A 13,849-nucleotide genomic window follows, 5' to 3' on the forward strand; every position below is an offset into this window, starting at 1 on the left:
GGGCCGCCGAAACTGACGTGGCGTCAACTCCCGTTGCCCCGAAGGCTTCCTGGGCGCCGGGGACGATCAATGTGCTGGCGGTGGTCCCGGCGGCGGTGGCGGACGCGGGGCTGGTGAACCTGCTGGCGACGGCCACCGAGGCGAAGGTGCAGGCCCTGCTGGAGGCCGGCCGCGACTGTTCGGGCACTCCGTCGGACGCGGTCTGCGTCGCCGTGCGGACGCCGGTGGCGGGCGAGCCGGTCGAGCCGTTCGGTGGCCCGCGCTCGCACTGGGGCTCCCGGCTGGCGCGGGCGGTGCGGGCGGCGGTGTTCGAGGGGGCGGTGCTGGACCGCGAGCGCCGCGCCGAGTGGGACGGCCCGCCGGTGCACCCGGCGACGGTGCCGGGCTGCGAACTCGCGGACGTACTGACGGGGCGTGCCCTTCAGTAAGGCCGTCAGGTGCCGGGCAGCCGGTCCTGGTCGATCACGTAGACCCGGGTGCGCTCGGGCGCGTCGGCGCAGTGCCGGCCGAGCTTCTCCCAGCGGGACTCGGGGGAGTGCAGCGGCCGGTGGCACCGACGGCACCGGACGACCGGGGCGGGACGGCGCTCGACGGCTGTCCCCGGCAGCGGCGGTTCGACGGTCTTCAGGTCGGTGCTCATCCCTCCAGTTCATCATTCCGGCCCGGCAGCCGTGCGACGGGGGCCGCCCCCGCGGCCGCGGGCCCGGAACGGCGGGTGCGCCGCGAACGTCGCGCCGGCGGGCAAGGGCACACGGCTCCAAGGCTGTTCGGGGCGGCGCGGGCACCCTGGGCGCTCTGTGTCGACGGGGGAAATCGGGACGCCATGGTGAGAGTGCTGCTGGCCGAGGACATGCACCCGGTGCGCGGCGCCCTGCGGGCGCTGCTCTCCGCGGCCGGCGACATCGAGGTGGTGGCCGACACCGGGCACGGCGACCAGGTGGTCGCCGCCGCGCTCGCCCGCCCAGGTCAAACTCGACGCCCGCACCCGCCTGGACGCCGTCCGGATCGCCCGGGAGGCCGGCCGGCTGCCGACCCCGGTCTCAACTTCCGCTCGGTGAAGGGCTGTTGCGCAGGACGCGCAGGCCCCGGACCTGCCAGGAAATCCGGCGGACGTCGGGCCTCGGGCGCAGGTGGCCCCACTGGCCGGCCGACACCGACAGGTTGACGATGATCCAGGCCCGCCAGTCGGCGCCGACGCCGTGGCCGTCCGCGAACACCTGGCGGCCGTCCACCGACCAGACCACCGAGTCCGCGCCGAAGCGGCAGGTGACGGTGAACCAGGTGCCGGGAGTGACCAGGCCGTCCAGGTAGGCCGGACTGCCCGGGTTGACGTGGTTGCTCAGCTCCAGCATCCGCGGGTGGTCGGGGTGGTACTCCAGGACATCCACCTCGCCGTGCCCGGGCTGCGGGCGGCCCGGGGCGGTGTCCCGCCCCCACGTCCAGAGGGCGGGCCAGGCGCCCTGGGTGGCCGACAGCAGGCACTGCGCCTCCAGCACGTCCTCCGGCCGGAGTTCGAAACCGCCCCGGGTGTTCTCCGTGGTCACCAGCGGGGTCCGCCAGCTGAACGGGTTCTCCCGCACCGCCGTGAACACGTCGCCGTCAGGGCCGAAGCCCGCCACCAGGTGGTCCAGCTTGTTGTCACCGCTGTTGCGCCCGTCCGGCGGGTACGCGGACGAAGCGCCGGCGGCCCACTGCGAGGCGTCCGAGAACGGGGCGTCGAAGACGACGACGGGGGCGGGCGTTCCCGGGGCGAGGTCGGCAGAGTCTGTGGGGGCGGCGGAGTCCGTGGGGTCCGTGGGGCTGCCGTTCGGGGGGATCACTTCGGTCACCGGACACTCTCCCGGGTCGTGCGATTGGTTCATCCAGGGGCATTCCCGGCAAAGCGTTCCTCGACCGTCCACGCCACCGGCGCACTGAGGTGCGAGCGCCGGCCTGGGGGCGCGCGACGGCGTGCGACCGACCGAGCGGGCCGGGCCGGGTGTGACACAGTGGCGCGATGAAGACGATCGGCCTGCTCGGCGGCATGAGTTGGGAATCCACGGCGGAGTACTACCGGCTGCTCAACGAGTTCACCCGCGAACGCCTCGGCGGGCTGCACTCCGCCAAGTGCGTTCTGCACTCCGTGGACTTCGCGGAGATCGAACACCTCCAGGCCACCGGACAGTGGCAGGCGGCGGGCGAACTGCTCGCCGCCGCCGCGAAATCCGTCGAAGCGGGCGGTGCGGACCTGCTGCTGATCTGCACCAACACCATGCACAAGGTGGCCGAACAGGTCTCCGCAGCAGTCGGCATCCCCCTGCTGCACCTCGGCGACGCCACCGCAGAAGCCGTACTGGCCGCCGGAGTTCGACGGGTCGGCCTGCTCGGCACCGCGTTCACCATGGAACAGGACTTCTACCGCGACCGCCTCGCCGCCCACGGCCTGGACGTGATCGTCCCACCCCCCGCCGACCGGGACCTGGTGCACCGGGTGATCTACCAGGAGCTGTGCCTCGGCGTGGTCCGGGACGAGTCCCGCGAGGCCTACCGCACAGTGATCGCCGCCCTGGTGGCGGCCGGCGCACAGGGGGTCATCCTCGGCTGCACCGAGATCGAGCTGCTCATCGGCGCAGAGGACAGCCCGGTGCCGGTCTTCCCCACGACACGGATCCACGCGGCAGCGGCGGTGGCGGCAGCGCAGAGCGAGGGTGAGAACCACCAGGGGCGCAGGGAACTGCGCGAAGCGGAAGGCACCCGGCCGCGAGATCGCGACGCAGGACGATGACCTGCACGTGATCGCGACCCGGCCGGCGCTCACTCCTTGCTCGGACGGTGCCCCGCGCCGCTGATCTTCAAGTCGAGCGCCCAGTGGTCCGGCGGTGTCGGCCCCGTGGTGAGGCTTGCGCCGAAGGCGTTGGCGCGGGCCGTGAGGGTGGGGGTGCCGTCGCCGGGGTCGTGCGGACCCGGGTGGGGGTGGTGTCGGGGGTGCCGGTGAGTCACAGGTTCGGTGTGGTCCGCGGGGATGGCGCGCAGCTCGGCGAGGGCGGCGGCCTGCGGCAGGCCCTCGTCCTCGTCCTTCGTTGCCCCGAACACCCGGCCATTGTGCCCGAGTTGATCATGCGACTCGCACCTCGGCCGACCGGTGGACGGCGCGGCGCGCGCCGAGGCGTCGTCGGCGAGAGGCTGGAATGGAGGCACGGACTCGGAGGAGGTTGCCATGACTCACCAGGCCCAGTGCGGGCCGGAGCGGGATCCGGAGTTCTTCAAGGACGTGGCTGCGGTGTTCGCCAAGTACCCCGAGTCGTCGAAGAGATACTCGGTGCGGTGTCTGGCCGCCGAGACCGAGGTGCTGGGAGTGGACTTCACGAAGCAGGTCGCGGTGTCGCGCATCGAGGGCGGGCGGATGGTGACGGAGTTCGTCAGCCGCGACGACTTCGGGAACGAGTCCGAGGACGGACCGTTCTGCTGTGAACTCGCCGGCGAGGCACCGCACATGTTCTGCGTCAGGTACTGCGAGCTCTGAGCGCCCAGGCGTGCCCCGCAGGTGGGGGAGGTGCAGAATGCATGCCGACAGGTGCGCCGGGCACTGCACCGACCCTCGGGCCGGGGACGATCGTTGACGCATGATCAGTCGTCGAACCGCCGTCCTCGGCCTCGTCCTTGCCGCCGCCCTGCTGCGGACCGCCGCACCCGCACACGCCGCCCCTGCTCCGGTCGTTCCCGCCACGCCGGCCGGGCTGATCGACCGGACGGTGACGGCGCAGCTGAGCCGCGACCGCGCTCACCCGGCAACTGCGCCGGCGGCCCGCCCACCCGCGGCCCGCGCAGGCCGCCCGGGCCGCTGCCGCCCTCGCCGGGCTGCTCGCCGCCGGGTTCCTCACCGCGCTGCTCGCCCTGGTGTCCGACGGCAACGCCATGATGGAGGCCGTCCCGCTCGGCACCCCGCCGGCCCTTGCCCCCACCTGGCGGGGCGCGGCCTTCCCGCTCGTCGCGCTCGCCGTCACCGCTCGCGCGGTGGCCGGCTGGCTGCGCCACTGGTGGCGGCCGGCCGGCTCGCGATGACCGCCACCGCGCTCGCCTGCTGCGCGTTCACGGCCTTCCTGGCCCAGTACCACCTGATCGCCGGGCCGCTGGGCGCGCTGCTCGGCTGAGCGGGCTCAGACCACGGTGGAGATGCAGAACGGGTGGCCGGCCGGGTCCAGCAGGACCCGCCAGCGCTCGGCGTCCGGCTGGAACTCGGGGGCGACGGCGCCCAGTTCGACCAGTCGGTCCTGCGCGGCGTCCAGGTCGTCGACGCCGAACTCCAGGTGGGCCTGCTTCCCGCCGGACTGGTCCGGCCAGCTCGGCGGCCGGTGGTCGGCCACCTGGTTGAACCCGAGCCCGGCCGCGCCCTCCTGGCCGAGCAGGACGAAGCCGTCGGTGGAGTACACGATGGGCAGGCCGGTGGCGGCGGTGTAGAAGCGGGCGAGTTCGGCCGGATCCGGGCAGTCGAAGGTGACGGCGGACCAGCGGAGGGCAAGTGCGGAGGTGTTTCCGGTGCTCATGGGGAAGACGCTACGGCCGGACCAGGACAGGTTCGGTCCTGGTCGTGCGGCACACTGCGAAAGGTGATCACCACCTCCGCCCGGCTGCTGCGCCTGGTCTCGCTGCTGTCCACCCGCCCGTCCTGGACCTGCGGCGAACTGGCCGAACGGCTCACCGTCACCGAACGCACGGTGCGGCGGGACATCGCCCGGCTCCGCGAACTCGGCTACGGCGTCGAGTCCGACCCCGGCCCCTGGGGCGGCTACCGGCTGCGCGCCGGGTCCCGCGTCCCGCCGCTGATCCTCGACGAGGAGGAGGCGCTCGCGGTGGCCGTCGGGCTGCGCGAGGCCGCGCTCAGCGGCGTCCTCGGCGGCGACCAGGCCGCGCTGTCGGCGCTGCTGAAACTGCGCCAGGTGCTGCCGCCGCGGATCGCCGAACGGCTGGGCGAGCTGGACACGGCGCTGGTGCACACCCCCAGGACCGGTGAACCGCCGCTCGCGCCGGGCCAGTTGCTGGAGCTGGCCGCTGCCTGCCGCGGCGGCGAACGCAGCCGCCTGACCTACCGCGACCGGCAGGGGAAGGCCACCGTCCGGGACGTCGACCCGTACCGCCTGGTCAGCACCGGCCGCCACTGGTACTTCGTCGCCCGGGACGTGGCGCGTGACCAGTGGCGGACCTTCCGCGCCGACCGGGTCGGCCGAATACGCCCCACCGGGCACCCGGTCGACATCACCGACCCGCCCGACCCGGCACTGCTGGTCGCCGACTCGCTCGGACGCGCCAGCTACCCGCTCCACGTGACGATCCGGCTCCCGCTGCCGCTCGACCGGGCACTCGAACTGATCCCGCCGACGGTCGGCACCCACCGCCCCGACGGCCCCGACGCCACCGTCGCCGAGATCGGCGGCCCCGACGCGGACGGCCTCGCCCGATACCTGCTCGGCCTCGCGACACCCCTGCGCGTCCTGGCGCCCGACGAGGTCCGCGACGCCCTGCTGCGTCGCACCCGGGAGCTGCTGGAGGCCAACGAGGGCAACGAGGCTAGCGAGACCAACGAGACCAGCAAGGCCAACGCGGCGGGCTGAGCCGCGCGGGCTATCCGCGCAGCGTCCCGGCCAGCAGGTCGAGCGCGGCGGCGGACGGCGAGTCGGGCTCGGCGCTGTACAGCAGGACGCGGTGGTCGCTGCCGTCCGAGGTGCGCAGGCTCTCGAAGGCGAGGTCGAGCTCGCCGACCAGCGGATGGTGGAACTGCTTGCTGCCGACGGTGCACTCGCGCACCGGATGCCGGGCCCACAGGGCGGCGAACTCCGGGCTGTGGATGGCGAGATGGCCGACCAGCTCGGCCAGCCGACGGTCCTCCGGGTGCCGGCCGACGGTCAGTCGGAGCGCGGCGAGGGCGACCTTCGTCTCGCTCTCCCAGTGGGTGTACAGCTCCCGGGTGTGCGGGTCGAGGAACAGCAGCCCGGTCAGGTTGGGGCGCTCGGCCGGCCGGTCCGGGCCGGACGGGTCCAGGTGCCCGGCCAGCAGGGCGTGGCCCAGCGGGTTCCAGGCCAGCACGTCGTTGCGGCGGTCCAGGACGACGGCCGGGACGCGGTCCATCGCCGCGATCAACTGCCGGGTCGCGGGCCGGACCCGCTCCGGCCTGGGCGCGGACCCGCGGTTCGCCGGGGCCTTGCGCGGGCGGGCCAGGTCGCGCAGGTGGGCCTGCTCGTCGCGGTCCAGGCGCAGCGCCCGGGCCACCGCGTCCAGCACCCCGTCCGAGGCGTTGACGCTCTGCCCCTGTTCGAGCCGGGTGTAGTAGGTGACGCTCACCCCGGCGAGCAGCGCGAGTTCCTCGCGGCGCAGCCCCGGCACCCGGCGGCGGGTGTCCGCGGCGCTCAGCCCCACGTCCTGCGGCCGGAGCAGGGCCCGGCGGTTGCGCAGGAACTCCCCGAGAGCGGTCGAAGTGTCCATGCGCACCAGTGTGCCCGGGGAGGGGCCGGCGCGTCTGCGGCCGAGGGTGTCCCTGTCAGTGCCACCCTTCCGGAAGGTGGCCCCGGCCGGGGACTGCCTCGGTCGGGCGGATCGGAGCAGGCTCCTTCTCGAAGCGAACACCCCGAGCAGGAAGGCCGATTGACATGTCGACAGTGGAAGCGTGGGGAAGCGCGGAGGCGCGGGCCGCGGAGCCGGCGCCACGGCTCGCGGGGCGGACCCTGGTGATCCTGGTGGTGCTGCTGGTCGCCCAGTTCATGCTGGCCGTGGACTTCTCCATCCTGAACGTGGCCCTGCCTGCCATCGGCACCGGCATGGGCCTGTCGATCGGCCGCCTGCAGTGGATCGCCACCGCGTTCGCCCTGCCCGCCGCCGGATTCACCCTGCTGTTCGGCCGGGTCGCGGACCTGTTCGGCCGCCGCCGGCTGTTCCTGCTCGGCCTCGCCCTGCTGGCCGTCGCCTCGCTGGCCGGCGGCCTCGCCGCCGATCCGGCCGTGCTGATCGCCGCCCGCGTCGCCCAGGGCCTGGCCACCGCCGCCGTCACCCCCGCCGGACTCGCCCTGCTCACCACCGCGTTCCCCGAAGGCCCGCTCCGCGAAAGGGCGTTGGGCCTCAACGGCGCACTGATGTCGGCCGGGTTCACGGCCGGCGCGGTCCTCGGCGGCGTCCTCACCGACCTGCTGTCCTGGCGCTGGGCGTTCCTGATCAACGTCCCCGTGGCGCTCGCCGTCCTGCTGATCGCACCCCGGGTGCTCGCCGAGAGCCGCCCCGACGCCGCCGCCCGCGAACGCCTCGACCTGCCCGGCGCGATCACCGTCACCCTCGGCCTGCTCGCCCTCGTCCTCGGTCTCACCGAAGCCGGCCAGTACGGCTGGACCCACCCCGCCGCGCTGCCCGTCCTGCTGCTCGGCGTCGCCCTGCTCGGCGCCTTCCTCGCCGTCGAACGCCGCGCCGCCGCGCCGCTGGTGCCGCCCGCCGTGCTGCGCCGCCCGACCGTCCGGCTCGGCAACCTGATCGGGCTGCTGGCCTTCCTCACCGAGACCTCGCTGGTCTTCCTGCTCACCCTGTACCTGCAGGAGGTGCTGGACTTCTCCGCCCTCGCCGCCGGCCTGTCGTTCGGCGTCCTCGGCCTCGGCACCGTCCTCGGCGGCACCCTCGCCGCCCGGGTGATCGGCCGGCTCGGCACCCGCGGCACGCTGCTGGCCGGCGGACTCGTCCAGGCCGCCGCGACGGGCGCGCTGCTGGCGCTCGGCCCCGGCGCGGGCTGGCTGTGGCTGCTGCTGCCCGCGACCTTCCTGGGCGGAGTCGGCAACATGCTGGTGATCGTCGGCTTCATGGTCACCGCGACCGCCGGCCTCCCCGACCGCGAACAGGGCACCGCCGCCGGGCTCGCCACCATGACCCAGCAGGTCGGCATCACCATGGGCACCCCGATCATGAGCGCGATCGTCGCCGGCGCGGCCCCCGGGCGCGGCGTCCTGACCGGCATCGCGATCGCCGTCCTGGCCAACACCGTGCTGGTCCTGGTCGCCGTCCTGGCCTCGACCCGCCTGCGGCAGCGGAGCTGAGCGCTTTCGCGGACGGCCGCCCCGTTGCGGGGTGGCCGTCCGCGCGTTGAGGAGGGTGGACCCGCTGCGGACCCCCGGGTGACGGGGCTCACTTTGAAATAGCCCGCGCCTGCAACTATTGTCAATGCAAGTAACGGCGTTTGCATCGAATGCTTCGCCCTTCGGCTCCACTGCAAAGGCACCGCAATGACCCTCAAGAACCTCCTCCCCGGCAAACTCGGCTTCGGCACCGCCCCGCTCGGCAACATGTTCCGCGCGATCCCCGACGACGAGGCCGCCGCCACCGTCCAGGCCGCCTGGGACCAGGGCGTCCGCTACTTCGACACCGCGCCCTTCTACGGCGCCGGCCTGGCCGAGGAGCGCCTGGGCGAGGTGCTGTCCGCCAAGCCGCGCGACGAGTACGTGCTGTCCACCAAGGTCGGCCGGGTCATCCTGGACGAGCACGAGACCGACGTCCCCGACTTCGGCGAGAAGGGCGGCCTGTTCGAGCACGGCAACCCGAACCGGATCGTCCACGAGTGGACCGCCGACGCCACCGAGCGCTCCATCGAAGGCAGCCTGAAGCGCCTGGGCACCGACCGCCTGGACATCGTCTGGGTCCACGACATCGCCCAGGACTTCCACGGCGACGCCTGGCTGGGCAAGTTCGAGGAGGCCCGCACCGGCGCCTTCCGGGTGCTGTCCCGGCTGCGCGACGAGGGCGTCATCAAGGCCTGGGGCCTGGGCGTCAACAAGACCGAGCCGATCGAGCTGACCCTCGCCCTCGACGAGCCCCGCCCCGACGGCTTCCTCCTCGCCGGCCGCTACACCCTGCTCGACCACGAGCACGCCCTCCAGCGCCTGCTGCCCCTCGCCCAGCAGCAGAACGTCGACATGGTCGTCGGCGGCCCCTACAGCTCCGGCGTCCTGGCCGGCGGCACCCACTTCGAGTACCAGCAGGCCCCCGCCGAGATCGTCGAGAAGGTCTCCCGGCTCAAGGCCCTCGCCGAGAAGCACGGCGTGTCCATCAAGGCCGCCGCCCTGCAGTTCTCCCTCGCCCACCCGGTGGCCGCCGCCGCCGTCCCCGGCGCCACTCGGCCCAGCCGGATCGCCGAGGACACCGCCGCGCTCAACGAGACCGTCCCCGCCGCGTTCTGGCACGAGCTGCGCGCCGCCGGACTGGTCAGCCCCGCCGCCCCGCTGCCCGCGGGCGCCTGAGCCCCACCCGCTACCCGATCCAGGAGGATCGACCATGGCTTCCACCACTGTCAGCCGCATCGTCCCCGCCACCCCCGAACGGGTCTGGAACCTGATCGGCGGCTTCGACGCCCTGCCCGACTGGCTGCCCTACATCCCCGAGAGCACCGCCCTCGAAGGCGGCCGCGTCCGGCGACTGACCAACCCCGAGGGCGAGGTCATCGTCGAGCGCCTCGTCGACTTCAACGAGGCCGAGCGGCACTACAGCTACGCCATCCTCCAGGCCCCGTTCCCGGTCGACGGCTACGTCTCGACCATCCGGGTCCACGCCGTCCCCGGCCGCGACGACCTCGCCGAGGTCCAGTGGTCCGGCCGCTTCAACCCCGTGGACGCCACCGAACAGCAGGTCGTCGACCTGTTCACCGGCATCTACGCCGACGGCCTCGACGCCCTGCACACCACCCTCGCCGGCTGACGTCACGGCCTCCACCCGCACGGCCCGGACGCGTGCCCGCGTGGCCGGGCCGCGGCATGTCCGCGCAGCTCCGAGGGGTGGGATGGCCGGGACGGGAGCAACGGCGGGGCTACACTGGGCGGCGGTCGTGGCACCCGTGCGCGTCCGGAGCGTACGGAGGTGAGAGCAGTGGAGTGCAGTAGTCCGGGCCGAAGTCGGCCCCGCTCCGGGCAGTTCTCACCCACTCACGGCCCCCGGAACCCCCGCCCGCGCACCACCCGCTGAACGCCTCGCGTTCCCCGGGCCTCCTGCCGCGCGGACGGCCGTCCAGGGCCGACCGTCCCCCTCGCCACTGTGGGGCGTGACGGACCCAGACCCGTGGAGGTACCGACCATGTCCGACTGGCGTGTGCGCGCCGTGCGCGCGAGCAAGCGACCGTTCAACCGCAGCCCCCGGCTCGTCGCCGACCACTCCGCGGCCCCCGAGCACTCCATGGACCCGCGCTCCGAGCAGAACACCGACGACCGCGAACCCGCCTCGGTGGAACGCTCCGTGGTCGACGCCGCCGTCTACCGCGACGGCCGCCGGATAGCGGCCCCCGCCAGCCTCGCCGAGATCTACCGCGAACTCCCGGGCCAGCCCGGCACCATGGCCTGGATCGGCCTCTACCGCCCCGCCGAGTCCCAACTCGTCGAAGCCGCCGAGAAGTTCGACCTCCACGAACTCGCCGTCGAGGACGCCATCGTCGCCCACCAGCGCCCCAAGCTGGAACGCTACGGCGACACCCTCTTCGTGGTGCTGCGCGCCGCCCGCTACCTCGACGACGTCGAAGAGGTCGACTTCGGCGAGATCCACCTCTTCGTCGGCCCCGACTTCGTGGTGACCGTCCGCCACTCCCAGTCGCCCGACCTCTCGATGATCCGCGGCCGCCTCGAAGCCGACCCCGACCTGCTCGCCCTCGGCCCCGAAGCCGTCCTCTACGCCGTCCTGGACGCCGTCGTCGACGGCTACGCCCCCGTCATCGCCGGCCTCCAGCACGACATCGACGAGATCGAGACCGAGGTCTTCGGCGGCGACCCCCGGGTCTCCCGCCGCATCTACGAACTCTCCCGCGAGGTCATCGAGCTCCAGCGCGCCACCGGCCCCCTCCTGGAGATCATGCGCGCCCTCGAAGCCGGCTTCCAGAAGTACGGCACCGACGAGGAGCTCCAGCGCTACCTCCGCGACGTCGCCGACCACGCCACCTACGCGGCCGAACGCGTCGACGGCTTCCGCCAGATGCTCCAGAACATCCTCACCGTCAACGCCACCCTGGTCTCCCAGCGCCAGAACGAGGAGATGAAGCAACTCGCCGAAGCCGGCCACGTCCAGAACGACGAGATCAAGAAGATCTCCTCCTGGGCCGCCATCCTGTTCGCCCCCACCCTCATCGGCACCGTCTACGGCATGAACTTCGAGGAGATGCCCGAACTCCACTGGGCCTTCGGCTACCCCTTCGCCGTCGGCCTGATGGGCGTGGTCTGCGGCAGCCTCTACCTCATCTTCAAGAAGCGCAACTGGCTGTAGCGGGACCGGTCGGCCGTCAGAGCGTCCAGTCCGGGCAGTACTGGACGTGGAGGCGGCCGGCGACGGGGGAGTGCGGGGTGGGGTACTTGCGCCAGGGGCCGGCGTCGAGTTCGGTGCAGTGGTGGACGGCGGGCCAGGTGTGGTGGTCGGCGGGGGCCTCGGTGAGGAGGGTGTGGAGGCCGACGCCCTCGAAGCGGAAGGCGGCGGGGCTGCCGGTGACGACCAGGGTGCGGGCGGCGCGGTCGAAGCGCAGGTGGTCGTGGCCGCCCCGGCCGTGGCGGCGGGCTTCGGGGTACTCGGCGGGGAAGTCCGGGTCCGGCGTGCTGGTGGTGTGGGGGCGGCCGGGGCCGAGGCGGGCGCGCAGGGACTTCCAGTCGGCGGGGCGGAACTGGAGGCTGTGGTGGACCAGCAGGAGGTCCAGGGCGACCGGCGTGATCTCGTTCGAGAGGGCGTCCTGGTAGCCGGCCGGGGCGGGTTGGGCGCGCAGCGGCAGGTGGACCAGGGAGTGCGCGGAGCGGGTGGCCAGCGACCAGACGGCGGTCAGCCGGGCCAGGCCGTCGCGGTCGGCGAACACGTCCAGGCAGTAGTGGCGGTCGTACAGGGCGATCCGTCCGGGTCCGTCGGCGGCCCGGATCACCCGGTACTCGGTCGGCCCCGTCCGGATGTGCTGAACCGTCACCCGCTGTTGCATGGATCTCCCCGTGGTGGTTGGCAGATCGGACTGTAGCGGGTGACGGAGCGGCGCTCACCGGGGTTTTCAGCCGGCCGGGACGACCAGCGCCAGGTCCCCGTCGAGGCGGCGGTAGAGCAGGCGGCCGCGGTGGGTGACGGGGTCGGCGAAGAAGAGGTAGGGGAGTTCGGCGGCGGTGAGCCGGGCCGCGGCCTGACGGTCCGTCAGGGGAGGGGCCGGGTGCGGGCTGAGGGTGAGCGGGGTGGCGGGTCGCTGCGGCGGCGCCGCGGGCCGGGTGCGGGCCAGCCGGTAGCCGGTGGGGCCGACCCGGTGGACGACGGCGTCGGTCTCGGTCGCCGGGTCGGTGAACAGGTGGATGTCGTAGTCCATCGCGTCCAGGGTGCGGACCGCCGCGTCGGGCGAACACCACACCAGCGGCGCGGACTTGACCCGGACGATGCGTTCGCTGCCGGTGGCCGGCACGCCGATCGCGCGGTCGCCCGCGGACGGCCAGGGCCGCGGCCGCCAGCTCGCGGAGACGGCGCGGATGCGCCGGCCCAGCCCGTCGGCGAGCCGGTCCGCGGCCTCGCCGATGTTGCGCGCGGCCAGTTGGACCCGGACCCGGCGCCCGTCGACCTCGGCGTTGACCTGGGCGAGCACCCGTCCCGGCGCACCGGCCAGGCGGATCCGGACGGCTTCGACCAGCGCGGAGGCGTCCTGCGTGACCGTGGCGATCCGGGCCCGGGCGAGAGCGGCCGCCTCGCCCGGCAGGCCGCCCGGGTGCAGGGTGATCGACTCGGCGACGTCCATGGCTGTGCTTCCTCCGGGGGAGAGCGGGGTCAGTGCGGGCGGGTGCGGTTCAGGGCGACCAGCAGGATCAGCAGGCACAGTCCGACGGACCCGGCGACGGTCACCACCGCGGAGCCGGTCGGCCCCGGGTTTCCGGCCAGCAGGGTGGCGGCGGCGGTCGCGGCGGCCACCGCGAGCCCGCCGGTCACCCAGCCGACGGCAGCGGCGGAGGGCCGCACGCCCCGGACGGTGGGCAGCTCGTACGGCGACAGGCCCCAGGCGCGGTCCTGTTCGCGCCGGTCGGCGCGCCGCTCGGAGGCGGCGAGGACCCGCAGCGCCGCACCCGACAGCGCGCCGGTGAGGGCCGCGCCGAGCGGTACGTGCCAGCTGAGCGGAGTGGTGAGCAGCAGCGCGGCGGCGGCCAGGCCGCTCCACCAGAGCAGGCAGCCGGTGGCGGCGAGCCGGACGGCGCGCGGGCGGTCGGCGCCGGCCCGCAGGTCGAGCAGCGCGGGCAGGTACCAGGCGCTGCCGGCGGCGGTGAGCGCGGCGGTGCCGAGGGCCAGGACGGGGTGGGCCATGGCGGGTCCTCCAGGGCTGAGGGATGCCGTCCCCGCCCCGCCCGGGCCGGGAGAGGGGCGGGGCGGGGACGGCGGTCGATGAACCGTCGGCCGGGCCGACGGGCGGTTGGGCCGGCCGGTCAGTCCTCGGACGAGGACGCGGCGAGCCGACGGCGTTCGCGCTCCGGCAGGTCGAGCTTGGCCGGGGTGACGTCGCCGAGGTGCGGCGCCGGCTTGCCGTGGTTCTCCAGGTAGTCCAGCGCGGCGATCTCCGGGTGGTGGAGGTCGAACGCCGGGGACTCGGAGCGGACCTTCGGCAGCTTGGTGAAGTTGTGCCGCGGCGGCGGGCAGGAGGTCGCCCACTCCAGCGAACGGCCCCAGCCCCAGGGGTCGTCCTCCTGGACCTTCGGCGCGTACTTGGCGGTCTTCCAGACGTTGTAGAGGAACGGCAGGATCGACAGGCCGAGCAGGAACGAGCCGATGGTGGAGATCATGTTGAGGGTGGTGAAGCCGTCCGCGGCCAGGTAGTCGGCGTAGCGGCGGGGCATGCCCTCGGCGCCGAGCCAGTGCTGGACCAGGAAGGTGGTGTGGAAGC

The 13,849-nt window shown here is 73.8% G+C and carries 17 protein-coding genes and 1 pseudogene; 9 read left to right on the forward strand and 9 right to left on the reverse strand.

Translation table 11 applies throughout. The features are described from left to right. On the forward strand, positions 1 to 428 hold a 428-nt coding region (locus IEZ12_RS39605), incomplete at its 5' end, for an adenosylcobinamide amidohydrolase (protein WP_229848499.1). A 5-nt stretch (positions 429 to 433) separates the two neighbouring features. Here IEZ12_RS39605 and IEZ12_RS33280 read toward each other — a convergent pair. Then, positions 434 to 640, reverse strand: coding sequence for a DUF6011 domain-containing protein (locus IEZ12_RS33280; RefSeq protein WP_043907866.1), 207 nt, complete (start codon positions 638 to 640; stop codon positions 434 to 436). 400 nt (positions 641 to 1,040) lie between these two features. After that, on the reverse strand, positions 1,041 to 1,829 hold the full coding sequence (locus tag IEZ12_RS33285) for a LamG domain-containing protein (RefSeq protein WP_189277538.1): 789 nt from the start codon (positions 1,827 to 1,829) through the stop codon (positions 1,041 to 1,043). Positions 1,830 to 1,996: 167 nt separating this feature from the next. Between IEZ12_RS33285 and IEZ12_RS33290 the strand changes: the two genes are divergently transcribed. Next, positions 1,997 to 2,764 carry an aspartate/glutamate racemase family protein gene (locus IEZ12_RS33290; protein ID WP_189277541.1) on the forward strand — a complete coding sequence of 256 codons (768 nt, stop codon included), beginning with the start codon at positions 1,997 to 1,999 and terminating at the stop codon, positions 2,762 to 2,764. 29 nt (positions 2,765 to 2,793) lie between these two features. On the opposite strand, the gene IEZ12_RS33295 is transcribed toward IEZ12_RS33290, so the two are convergent. Then, the gene (locus IEZ12_RS33295) at positions 2,794 to 3,072 is read right to left on the reverse strand and encodes a hypothetical protein (RefSeq protein WP_189277542.1); all 279 of its coding nucleotides are present in this window, start codon (positions 3,070 to 3,072) and stop codon (positions 2,794 to 2,796) included. 124 nt (positions 3,073 to 3,196) lie between these two features. Here IEZ12_RS33295 and IEZ12_RS33300 point away from each other — a divergent pair, with 124 nt between their 5' ends. Together IEZ12_RS33300 and IEZ12_RS33305 are read left to right on the forward strand one after the other, a co-directional pair. Next, positions 3,197 to 3,502 (forward strand): hypothetical protein, encoded by a 306-nt coding sequence (locus tag IEZ12_RS33300; protein ID WP_189277544.1) that lies wholly within the window; start codon positions 3,197 to 3,199, stop codon positions 3,500 to 3,502. Between the two features lie 374 nt (positions 3,503 to 3,876). After that, positions 3,877 to 4,041 (forward strand): hypothetical protein, encoded by a 165-nt coding sequence (locus IEZ12_RS33305; protein ID WP_189277546.1) that lies wholly within the window; start codon positions 3,877 to 3,879, stop codon positions 4,039 to 4,041. Positions 4,042 to 4,136: 95 nt separating this feature from the next. Here the strand turns inward: IEZ12_RS33305 and IEZ12_RS33310 are convergent, their stop codons facing one another. Further along, the gene (locus tag IEZ12_RS33310; protein WP_189277548.1) at positions 4,137 to 4,523 is read right to left on the reverse strand and encodes a VOC family protein; all 387 of its coding nucleotides are present in this window, start codon (positions 4,521 to 4,523) and stop codon (positions 4,137 to 4,139) included. Between the two features lie 63 nt (positions 4,524 to 4,586). Between IEZ12_RS33310 and IEZ12_RS33315 the strand changes: the two genes are divergently transcribed. Further along, complete coding sequence (locus IEZ12_RS33315; protein ID WP_189277550.1) at positions 4,587 to 5,588, forward strand: helix-turn-helix transcriptional regulator; 1,002 nt, start codon at positions 4,587 to 4,589, stop codon at positions 5,586 to 5,588. 10 nt (positions 5,589 to 5,598) lie between these two features. On the opposite strand, the gene IEZ12_RS33320 is transcribed toward IEZ12_RS33315, so the two are convergent. Beyond that, positions 5,599 to 6,456, reverse strand: a complete 858-nt coding sequence (locus IEZ12_RS33320; RefSeq protein WP_189277553.1) for a helix-turn-helix domain-containing protein — start codon at positions 6,454 to 6,456, stop codon at positions 5,599 to 5,601. A gap of 164 nt (positions 6,457 to 6,620) precedes the next feature. On the opposite strand from IEZ12_RS33320, the gene IEZ12_RS33325 reads away from it, so the two are divergent. The 4 genes from IEZ12_RS33325 (at position 6,621) to IEZ12_RS33340 (ending at position 11,238) form a co-directional block, all read left to right on the forward strand. After that, positions 6,621 to 8,042: an MFS transporter gene (locus IEZ12_RS33325; protein ID WP_189277555.1), complete on the forward strand. Its 1,422-nt coding sequence runs from the start codon at positions 6,621 to 6,623 to the stop codon at positions 8,040 to 8,042. A 186-nt stretch (positions 8,043 to 8,228) separates the two neighbouring features. Then, on the forward strand, positions 8,229 to 9,239 hold the full coding sequence (locus tag IEZ12_RS33330; protein ID WP_189277556.1) for an aldo/keto reductase: 1,011 nt from the start codon (positions 8,229 to 8,231) through the stop codon (positions 9,237 to 9,239). 34 nt (positions 9,240 to 9,273) lie between these two features. Further along, entirely contained in the window at positions 9,274 to 9,693 is a 420-nt protein-coding gene (locus IEZ12_RS33335; RefSeq protein WP_189277558.1) for an SRPBCC family protein, read from the forward strand. 372 nt (positions 9,694 to 10,065) lie between these two features. Next, positions 10,066 to 11,238 carry a magnesium and cobalt transport protein CorA gene (locus tag IEZ12_RS33340; protein ID WP_189277560.1) on the forward strand — a complete coding sequence of 391 codons (1,173 nt, stop codon included), beginning with the start codon at positions 10,066 to 10,068 and terminating at the stop codon, positions 11,236 to 11,238. 16 nt (positions 11,239 to 11,254) lie between these two features. Here IEZ12_RS33340 and IEZ12_RS33345 read toward each other — a convergent pair whose 3' ends face one another. The 4 genes and pseudogenes from IEZ12_RS33345 to IEZ12_RS39610 all read right to left on the reverse strand — a co-directional run. Then, entirely contained in the window at positions 11,255 to 11,917 is a 663-nt protein-coding gene (locus IEZ12_RS33345; RefSeq protein ID WP_229848500.1) for a hypothetical protein, read from the reverse strand. A gap of 78 nt (positions 11,918 to 11,995) precedes the next feature. Continuing rightward, on the reverse strand, positions 11,996 to 12,718 hold the full coding sequence (locus IEZ12_RS33350; RefSeq protein WP_189277563.1) for a sigma 54 modulation/S30EA ribosomal C-terminal domain-containing protein: 723 nt from the start codon (positions 12,716 to 12,718) through the stop codon (positions 11,996 to 11,998). A gap of 29 nt (positions 12,719 to 12,747) precedes the next feature. Further along, positions 12,748 to 13,275: a hypothetical protein gene (locus tag IEZ12_RS33355; protein WP_189277565.1), complete on the reverse strand. Its 528-nt coding sequence runs from the start codon at positions 13,273 to 13,275 to the stop codon at positions 12,748 to 12,750. A gap of 119 nt (positions 13,276 to 13,394) precedes the next feature. Further along, a pseudogene (locus IEZ12_RS39610) lies at positions 13,395 to 13,849 on the reverse strand (aa3-type cytochrome oxidase subunit I); the annotation flags it as partial.

This window comes from Kitasatospora griseola, assembly GCF_014648555.1.
Taxonomy (GTDB): domain Bacteria; phylum Actinomycetota; class Actinomycetes; order Streptomycetales; family Streptomycetaceae; genus Kitasatospora; species Kitasatospora griseola.